This is a genomic window from Actinomycetospora sp. (assembly GCF_055612215.1).
The window spans coordinates 1-7129 of the sequence record NZ_JBVPVA010000509.1 but is presented as its reverse complement, the minus strand read 5'-3'; the positions used below and the strand labels follow the sequence as shown (position 1 = coordinate 7129).

The 7129-nt window shown below is 72.5% G+C and carries 4 protein-coding genes and 1 pseudogene; 4 read left to right on the top strand and 1 reads right to left on the bottom strand.

Going from position 1 to position 7129, the window contains the following annotated elements:
* Nucleotides 1-126: 126 nt before the first annotated feature.
* The 3 genes and pseudogenes from groL to AC0CYZ_RS14125 form a co-directional block, all read left to right on the top strand.
* A complete protein-coding gene (gene groL, locus AC0CYZ_RS14135) occupies nucleotides 127-1761 on the top strand; it encodes a chaperonin GroEL (RefSeq protein WP_472216344.1) in 1635 nt (544 codons plus the stop codon).
* Between the two features lie 204 nt (nucleotides 1762-1965).
* On the top strand, nucleotides 1966-2853 hold the full coding sequence (locus tag AC0CYZ_RS14130; RefSeq protein ID WP_472216342.1) for a type IV toxin-antitoxin system AbiEi family antitoxin domain-containing protein: 888 nt from the start codon (nucleotides 1966-1968) through the stop codon (nucleotides 2851-2853).
* A gap of 191 nt (nucleotides 2854-3044) precedes the next feature.
* Nucleotides 3045-3413, top strand: a pseudogene (locus AC0CYZ_RS14125) (YccF domain-containing protein); the annotation flags it as partial.
* A 133-nt stretch (nucleotides 3414-3546) separates the two neighbouring features.
* Here AC0CYZ_RS14125 and AC0CYZ_RS14120 read toward each other — a convergent pair.
* A complete protein-coding gene (locus tag AC0CYZ_RS14120; RefSeq protein WP_472216340.1) occupies nucleotides 3547-5217 on the bottom strand; it encodes a DNA repair helicase XPB in 1671 nt (556 codons plus the stop codon).
* A gap of 584 nt (nucleotides 5218-5801) precedes the next feature.
* Here AC0CYZ_RS14120 and AC0CYZ_RS14115 point away from each other — a divergent pair.
* Nucleotides 5802-7129: nitrate- and nitrite sensing domain-containing protein (locus tag AC0CYZ_RS14115; protein ID WP_472216338.1), on the top strand; the 1328-nt coding region annotated here is incomplete at its 3' end.

Below are 7129 nucleotides of genomic sequence, written 5' to 3'. Positions count from 1 at the left end.
AAATTGGCACTCGCTAGGTTCGAGTGCCAGGTCGGGGTGGTGAGGCCGGCGGAACGGAGCCGGTCGTCCGTCGCGGGCACCGCCCCTGGCCGAGCACACGTGTCTCTCATCGGAGGACCACCCAGCATGGCCAAGATGATCGCGTTCGACGAAGAGGCCCGCCGTGGCCTCGAGCGGGGCATGAACACCCTCGCGGACGCCGTCCGAGTAACCCTCGGCCCCCGTGGCCGCAACGTCGTCCTGGAGAAGAAGTGGGGAGCCCCCACGATCACCAACGACGGCGTCTCGATCGCGAAGGAGATCGAGCTCGAGGACCCGTGGGAGAAGATCGGGGCCGAGCTCGTCAAGGAGGTCGCGAAGAAGACCGACGACGTCGCGGGTGACGGGACGACCACCGCCACCGTCCTCGCCCAGGCGCTCGTCCGCGAGGGCCTGCGCAACGTCGCGGCCGGCGCGAACCCCATGGCCCTGAAGAAGGGCATCGAGAAGGCCGTCGAGGCCGTCTCGCAGCAGCTCCTGAAGTCGGCCAAGGAGGTCGAGACCAAGGAGCAGATCGCCGCGACCGCGTCGATCTCCGCCGGCGACGCCCAGATCGGCGAGCTCATCGCCGAGGCGATGGACAAGGTCGGCAAGGAAGGCGTCATCACGGTCGAGGAGTCGCAGACCTTCGGGCTCGAGCTCGAGCTCACCGAGGGCATGCGCTTCGACAAGGGCTACATCTCGCCCTACTTCGTCACCGACCAGGACCGGATGGAGGCGGAGCTGGACGACCCCTACGTCCTGCTCATGTCCTCCAAGATCTCGTCGGTGAAGGACCTCCTCCCGCTGCTGGAGAAGGTCATGCAGTCCGGCAAGCCGCTGGCGATCATCGCGGAGGACGTCGAGGGCGAGGCCCTGGCCACCCTGGTCGTCAACAAGATCCGTGGCACCTTCAAGTCGGTCGCCGTCAAGGCCCCCGGCTTCGGTGACCGCCGCAAGGCGATGCTCGCCGACATGGCGATCCTCACGGGCGGTGAGGTCATCTCCGAGGAGGTCGGCCTCAAGCTCGACACCGCCGACCTCTCGCTCCTCGGCCGCGCCCGCAAGGTCACGGTCTCCAAGGACGAGACGACCATCGTCGACGGTGCCGGTGACGCCGAGCAGATCGCGGGTCGTGTGACCCAGATCCGCTCGGAGATCGAGCGCTCCGACTCCGACTACGACCGCGAGAAGCTCCAGGAGCGCCTCGCGAAGCTGGCCGGCGGCGTCGCGGTGATCCGCGCCGGTGCCGCCACCGAGGTCGAGCTCAAGGAGCGCAAGCACCGCATCGAGGACGCGGTCCGCAACGCCAAGGCCGCGGTCGAGGAGGGCATCGTCGCCGGCGGCGGCGTCGCCCTGCTGCAGGCCTCGGTCGGCGACGTCTTCACGGGCCTCGGGCTCGACGGGGACGAGGCCACCGGCGCCAACATCGTGCGCACCGCGCTCGAGGCGCCGCTGAAGCAGATCGCGCACAACGCCGGCCTCGAGCCCGGCGTCGTGGCCGAGAAGGTCCGTGGCCTCTCGCTCGGTGAGGGCCTCGACGCCGCCACCGGCGAGTACAAGGACCTGATCAAGGCCGGCATCATCGACCCGGCCAAGGTCACCCGCTCGGCGCTGCAGAACGCCGCGTCGATCGCCGCGCTGTTCCTCACCACCGAGGCCGTCGTGGCCGACAAGCCCGAGAAGGCGGGCGCCGGAGCCGGCGCCGACCCGACGGGCGGCATGGGCGGCATGGACTTCTGAGTCCGCTCCCGGCCTGACGCAGTACTGACCAGGGCCGCATCCCGCTCCGGCGGGGTGCGGCCCTCGTCGCGTCCGGTGTGCGGCGCCGGTCGCCCATGATCACCGCAACGACGAGCCCCTGAGGTGTGGGCGTCCAGGGCCTCGTCGTTCCGGTGATCTTGGGATCGGGGGGAGCGGATCCCCGGCCGGCTGCGTCTACGCCCCGTGCACCTCGACCGCTTCCTGGCCTCCCACGACGGCGTCATCACCAGGGCCCAGGCCCGCGCCCTCGGGATGAGCGACGACCAGATCGCCCGCAAGGTCGCGAGCGGCGAGTGGCTCCGACGCGCACCCGGGGTGTTCTTCGCGTGCGCCTGGCCCTGGACCCCCGCAGCGCGCGTCCGGGTGGCGGCGGAGTGGGTGCGGCCGGTCGGCACCCTCGTCGGCCTCGCCGCCGCGTGGTGGCTCGACCTCGGTGTGGTCAGCCCGCACCCGATCGTCGTCGGCCTCCCGCCCGGGTGCTCGCGACGACCGCACGCCGGCATCTCCGTGGCCCAGCGGGATCTCCGGGGTGACCGGGTCGAGCACCGGACCCTGTGGGTGGCGAGCAGACCGTTGGCGGTCCTCGACGCCGCCGTCGCCCTGGGCCGGGACGGCCAGCCCTTCCTCGACCGGGTCCTCCAGCAGGGACTGGTCACCCTCGACGAGCTGCGGGTGACACAGGCCCGTCACCTGGGCCGGCGGGGGTCCGCGGCCGCTCATCGTCTGCTCGTGCAGGCCGGCGACCACGCGGCCTCCGAGCCGGAGCGCCATGTGATCGCACTGCTCCGACGGGGAGGGATCACCGGCTGGGTCGTCAACGCCTCGGTGACCCTCACGAGCGGGCAGCAGTACGTCCTCGACCTGGCCTTCCTCGAGGTCCGCTTCGCCCTGGAGGTCGACGGCTGGGCGTTCCACAGCACTCGGGACCGCTTCGTGCGCGACCGGGCGCGCAAGCGGGCCCTCGTCGCGGACGGCTGGGTCGTGGCCGAGGTGACCTGGGACGACCTGGTCCACCGGCCCGAGCAGGTGCTCGACGAGATCCGGCGCACCCTGGCCCGTCTGAGGGCGTGACGGATCCCCTCGCCGAGCAAGATCAGCGGAACGACGAGATCCTGGGGCCCTGGCGTCCAGGGCCTCCTCGTTCCGGTGATCATGGTCCTGACCGGGGCGGTCGGCCGGCGACCTGCCCCGTCGGGGAAATAGTTCCTGCCGCGGGAGGCCGTCCGGGTGCAAGGAGGGGGCATCCTGGTCCCATGGCGGCCATCCGGATCGTGCTCAACGTCGTCTGGCTCGTGCTGGCCGGGGTGTGGATGGCCCTCGGCTACGTCGTCGCCGGCGTCATCTGCTGCGTGCTGATCGTGACCATCCCGTGGGGCATCGCGTCGTTCCGGATCGCCCTGTTCGCGCTGTGGCCCTTCGGTCAGCGCCTGGAACGCCGCCCCGAGGCCGGCATCGGGTCCACGCTGGGCAACGTCGTGTGGTTCGTGGTGGCCGGCTGGTGGCTCGCGATCGGGCACGTCGTCACCGCGATCGCGCTGGCCGTCACGATGATCGGCATCCCCTTCGCCTGGGCGAACCTGAAGCTCATCCCGGTCTCGCTGACCCCGCTCGGGCGGCGGATCGTGGACGTGGACCAGGGTCCCGGGCTGCGGTCGTTCGACGTCGGCCCCCGGTCCGCCCCCGCTCCCGCGACCCCGCGGGCCGCGTCCGCCGGGGCCCCGGAGCTCCCCTGGTACAGCCGCTGAGCCGCACTGGGGGCCGGGGTCAGTCGACCTCTCCGACCGGCGGGCCGAGCAGGTCGTCGGCGTCCACGATGCGGTACGCGTACCCCTGCTCGGCGAGGAAGCGCTGCCGGTGCGCGGCGTACTCGGCGTCGACGGAGTCGCGCGAGACCACCGAGTAGAAGTGCGCCTGGCGGCCGTCGCCCTTGGGCCGCAGCAGGCGCCCGAGGCGCTGGGCCTCCTCCTGGCGGGACCCGAACGTCCCCGAGATCTGGATGGCGACGGAGGCCTCGGGCAGGTCGATCGAGAAGTTCGCGACCTTGGAGACCACGAGCCGCGGCAGCTCCCCGCGCCGGAACTCCCCGAACAGCCGCTCGCGCTCCTTGTTCGTCGTGGAGCCCTGGATGATCGGGCAGTCGAGGGCCGCGCCCATCTCCTCGAGCTGGTCGATGTAGGCGCCGATGACGAGGGCGGGCTCGTCCGGGTGCCGCGCGAGGATGGACTGCACGACGGGGATCTTCGTGCGGGCGCAGGCGCACATCCGGTAGCGCTCGTCGGCCTCCGAGGTGGCGTAGACGATCCGCTCGTTCTCGGTCATCGTCACGCGGACCTCGACGCAGTCCGCGGGCGCGACCCAGCCCTGCGCCTCGATGTCCTTCCAGGGCGCGTCGTAGCGCTTGGGGCCGATCAGGGAGAAGACGTCGCCCTCCCGGTTGTCCTCGCGGACCAGGGTGGCCGTCAGCCCGAGCCGCCGGCGCGACTGCAGGTCCGAGGTCATGCGGAAGACCGGAGCCGGCAGCAGGTGGACCTCGTCGTAGATGATCAGGCCCCAGTCGCGGGAGTCGAAGAGCTCCAGCGCCCGGTACTCGCCCTTGGTCTTGCGCGTCATGACCTGGTAGGTCGCGATCGTGACCGGGCGGATCTCCTTGCGCTCGCCCGAGTACTCGCCGATCTCGTCCTCGGTCAGCGACGTGCGCGCCACCAGCTCGCGCTTCCACTGCCGGCCCGCGACGGTGTTGGTGACGAGGATCAGGGTGGTGGCCGACGCCTTCGCCATCGCCGCCGCGCCGACCAGCGTCTTGCCCGCCCCGCAGGGCAGCACGACGACGCCCGAGCCGCCGGCCCAGAAGCCCTCGACGGCGTCGGCCTGGTAGTCGCGCAGCTCCCAGTCGGTCTGGTCGAGCTCGATCGCGTGCGCCTCGCCGTCGACGTAGCCCGCGAGGTCCTCGGCGGGCCAGCCGACCTTGAGCAGCATCTGCTTGAGGCGGCCGCGCTCGGAGGCGTGGACCGCGACGGTGTCGTCGTCGATCCGGGTGCCGAGCATCGGGGCGATCTTCTTGTTGCGCAGCACCTCCTCGAGGACCGCGCGGTCGAACGAGACCAGGACGAGGCCGTGCACGGGGGAATTGGTCAGCTGCAGGCGCCCGTAGCGCCCCATCGTCTCGACGACGTCCATCAGCAGCGCCTGCGGCACCGCGAAGCGGGAGTACGTCACGAGGGCGTCGACGACCTGCTCGGCGTCGTGGCCCGCCGCGCGGGCGTTCCAGAGCGCGAGCGGGGTGACGCGGTAGGTGTGGACGTGCTCCGGGGCGCGCTCGAGCTCGGCGAACGGCGCGATCGCGGTGCGCGCGGCGCCGGCGTCGGCGTGGTCGACCTCGAGGAGCAGCGTCTTGTCGGACTGGACGATCAGCGGTCCGGTCCCGGGGGTGCTCACGCCTCCGGTCCTCCTCTCGGTGGTGCTCGGGTGACGCCGTGGGGATCGGGCGTCGGTCACCAGTGTCCTCGCCCGCGCGGACGATCACTCGGGCCGCGCCCCCCGACCTCGGGAGCGGCCACGTCCCGTGATCGACGGTGCGCGGACGGGCGGTCTCCGTGACGGGGCGGCGATCTCGTCGGGGGGTGCGGATACACTTCCCGGCCACCGACACCTGCTCCGAGGAGTGAGACACCACCCGACGGGGCCGCCGTGGGGGCACTGATCGTGTCCACGCGTCCGGCCGACCTGCCCGACGACCCTGGACCACAGCCCGAGCCCGGCACCCGCTCGCGGATCGACGTCCGCGCGAGTCCGGCCACGCCCGCGACGGAACGACCGATGCGCCTCACCGCCACGTACCACGAACGCCCTGTGTGTGTCCGCCCATTCCCCTCGGGAACGGCGTCACCCCGCTGGCGGCGTCGCCGGTACGGCGGCGGCAGTGTAGCCGATCGACAACTACACACGGTGCGGCAGGCGTCCGATCAGGGGCCGGGGCCGACGGCAGACCGACCGACCGGTGCAATGGGAAGGATGAGCGCGTGACCGCTCCCGTCCGCCGACCCGACTCGCGCGGGGAGACCCGCGCGGGCGGCCCCGACCCGGGGGCGTCCGAGAACGCGCCGCGCAGCGAGCGGCTGGCGCTGCGCAACTGGAGCCTGCCGGTCAAGCTCGCGGCCGTCCTGCTCGTGCCGACGATCTTCGTCATCACCCTGGGTGTGCTGCGCATCGTCGAGCAGACCGAGACGGCGCGGTCCTACGACGGTGTGCAGCAGGCCGTCGCGCTCGAGGGCGACAGCGCCCGCCTGCTCGCCGCCCTCGACGCCGAGCGCCGCGGGGCGGCCGTGTTCCTCGCCACGAACCGGGCGGGCGGGTTCGGCCCGGTCCAGGACCGGGTGGACGACACCAACGACAAGTTCGCCCGCCTGCGCAGCACCTACGAGTCGGCGAACTCGGTCGACGACCAGACGCGGTCCTCCTACGCGGCCGCCGCGAGCGCCATCGGCCAGCTCGACCGGGTGCGTGACGACGTCCGCAACGCCGCGGTGGACCCCGCCGGGGCGATCTCCCGCTACACCGACGCGACCTCCGCGGTGCTGACCTTCGACGAATCGCTCACCCGGGAGGCCGCGGACCCGTCGATCGCGGGGCTGTCCAACGGCCTCTACGCGCTCTCGGTGGTGCGCGAGCAGGACGCCTACGTGCAGGCCGTGGTGGCCTCGGCCATCGCGGGCGGGCGGATCGACGCCCCGTCGATCGACCAGGCGCGCAACGCCACGCTGCGCCGCAGCATCGCGGTCGACGAGTTCCGCAGCGCGGTCGGCACCGACAACGCCGCCCTCGCCGACGCGGTCGTCGGGCCCGACGTCGACGCCCGGGACCGGCTGGCCCAGGTCGTGCTCGGCCGGGGCAGCGCGGGCCTGCCGCTGCAGGTCTCGGCCCAGGACTGGGACGCCGCGTCGAACGCGGTCCAGGAGAAGGTCACCGGCGTCTCCGACCAGCTGCGCGAGCGTCTGCAGGCCAACGCGGCCTCGCTGCAGAACGGCGCGCGCAACGCGGCCGGCGTGGCGTCGGTGGTGCTGCTGCTCGCCCTCATGGCGGGCGCGGCCGTGGTGTTCTTCGTGACCCGCTCGCTGCTGCGGCCCCTGCGGCTGCTGCGCCGCACGGCCCTCGACGTCGCCGAGCGCCGGCTCCCGGCCGCGGTCCGGAGCCTGCGCGAGGGCGAGGTGCCGGACACCGAGGTGAGCCGCACGCCGATCGAGACGCGCGAGGAGATCGGCGAGGTCGCCCGCGCGTTCGACCAGGTGCACGAGCAGGCGGTGCGCCTGGCCGCGGAGCAGGCCGGCCTGCGCACCGCGTTCAACAGCAT